The following is a 1,459-nucleotide window of genomic DNA, read 5'->3' as shown; positions in this document are numbered from 1 at the left end:
ACTTTTTTTCGCTATTTGGTTAAACTTTGTCCTTTCATATCTGGTAAAAAATGCGTAATATACGCGCCCTTGCAGTCACAGTTTGGCCCTCTTTTCATCTATGCGAATCGGACAGTATCAGTTAAAAAATTGCCTTATCGCAGCTCCTATGGCTGGCGTTACAGACCGACCTTTTCGGTCACTTTGCTATGACATGGGTGCTGGAATGACAGTTTCTGAAATGCTCTCTTCTAACCCTCAGGTGTGGAAGACAGATAAATCTCGATTGCGGATGGTACATAGTGATGAATTAGGGATCCGTTCAGTGCAAATTGCAGGAAGTGATCCTGTTGATATGGCCACAGCTGCGCAAATAAACGTAGAAAGTGGTGCTCAAATTATCGACATTAATATGGGTTGCCCTGCAAAAAAGGTGAATAAAAAGCTAGCAGGTTCAGCATTGCTTCGTTATCCCGACCTTGTGGCAGAGATCCTCTCTGCTGTGGTTAACGCGGTTGATGTGCCTGTTACTCTTAAGATCCGTACTGGATGGTCACCTGAAGAACGAAACTGTGTAGAGATTGCCAGATTGGCTGAAGATTGTGGTATTCAAGCTTTAACGATACATGGGCGTACACGCGAGTGTTTGTTCAAAGGTGAAGCTGAGTACGACAATATTCGGACAGTTAAGCAAAATGTTTCCATTCCTATTATTGCGAATGGAGATATAACAGACCCGCTTAAAGCCAGAGCAGTACTTGACTACACTGGAGCAGATGCTTTGATGATTGGTCGTGCTGCTCAGGGAAGACCCTGGATCTTTCGGGAAATCCAGCACTATCTGGACACAGGTGAATTGCTGCCACCAATGCCGATTGCAAAGGTACAGCAAATAATGCAAAAGCATGTGCGTGAATTGCACGACTTTTACGGTCAAGGCAAAGGAGCTCGCATTGCACGCAAGCATGTCTCTTGGTATCTCAAGGAACATGCCCCTGATGACCAGTTTCGGCGCTCATTCAACGCCATAGAGGATGCCAGCGAACAGCTGGAGGCGTTGGAAGCATATTTCGAAAATTTTTTGCGTAAATAAATAAAAGAGCTGACAGAACTATGTTCGAACAACGCGTAAATTCTGACGTACTAACCGTAGCCACAGTAAATTCACAAGACCAGGTGACACAAAAACCTTTACGTGACTCCGTTAAGCAAGCACTGAAGAACTATTTTGCTCAATTAAATGGTCAAGATGTTAATGATTTATATGAGCTGGTATTGGCTGAAGTTGAACAGCCATTGTTGGACATGGTGATGCAATACACCCGTGGCAACCAAACTCGTGCTGCACAAATGATGGGCATTAACCGTGGCACGCTGCGTAAGAAACTGAAAAAATACGGCATGAACTGATCCTAGTCGGTTAACACGCTGTTTTAAAAAGCACTTCTTGTTTTTCAAGAAGTGCTTTTTATTTTTAAAG

At 43.7% G+C, this 1,459-nt stretch carries 2 protein-coding genes; both read left to right on the top strand.

The window, feature by feature from the left end; translation table 11 throughout:
* The first annotated feature begins 100 nt into the window (after positions 1-100).
* A complete protein-coding gene (gene dusB / locus M983_RS16500) occupies positions 101-1,072 on the top strand; it encodes a tRNA dihydrouridine synthase DusB (protein ID WP_066753590.1) in 972 nt (323 codons plus the stop codon).
* 20 nt (positions 1,073-1,092) lie between these two features.
* Positions 1,093-1,389: a DNA-binding transcriptional regulator Fis gene (gene fis / locus M983_RS16495; protein ID WP_004245342.1), complete on the top strand. Its 297-nt coding sequence runs from the start codon at positions 1,093-1,095 to the stop codon at positions 1,387-1,389.
* Positions 1,390-1,459: the final 70 nt, after the last annotated feature.

It is taken from the genome of Proteus myxofaciens ATCC 19692, assembly GCF_001654855.1.
Lineage (GTDB): Bacteria > Pseudomonadota > Gammaproteobacteria > Enterobacterales > Enterobacteriaceae > Proteus > Proteus myxofaciens.
The sequence above is the reverse complement of the archived record's forward strand: the minus strand, read 5'-3'. Positions and strand labels throughout refer to the sequence as shown.

Bases quoted from the DNA above. Each gene is read 5' to 3' on its own strand.
- dusB (WP_066753590.1), top strand. From the start codon at position 101: ATGCGAATCGGACAGTATCAGTTAAAAAATTGCCTTATCGCAGCTCCT.
- fis (WP_004245342.1), top strand. From the start codon at position 1,093: ATGTTCGAACAACGCGTAAATTCTGACGTACTAACCGTAGCCACAGTA.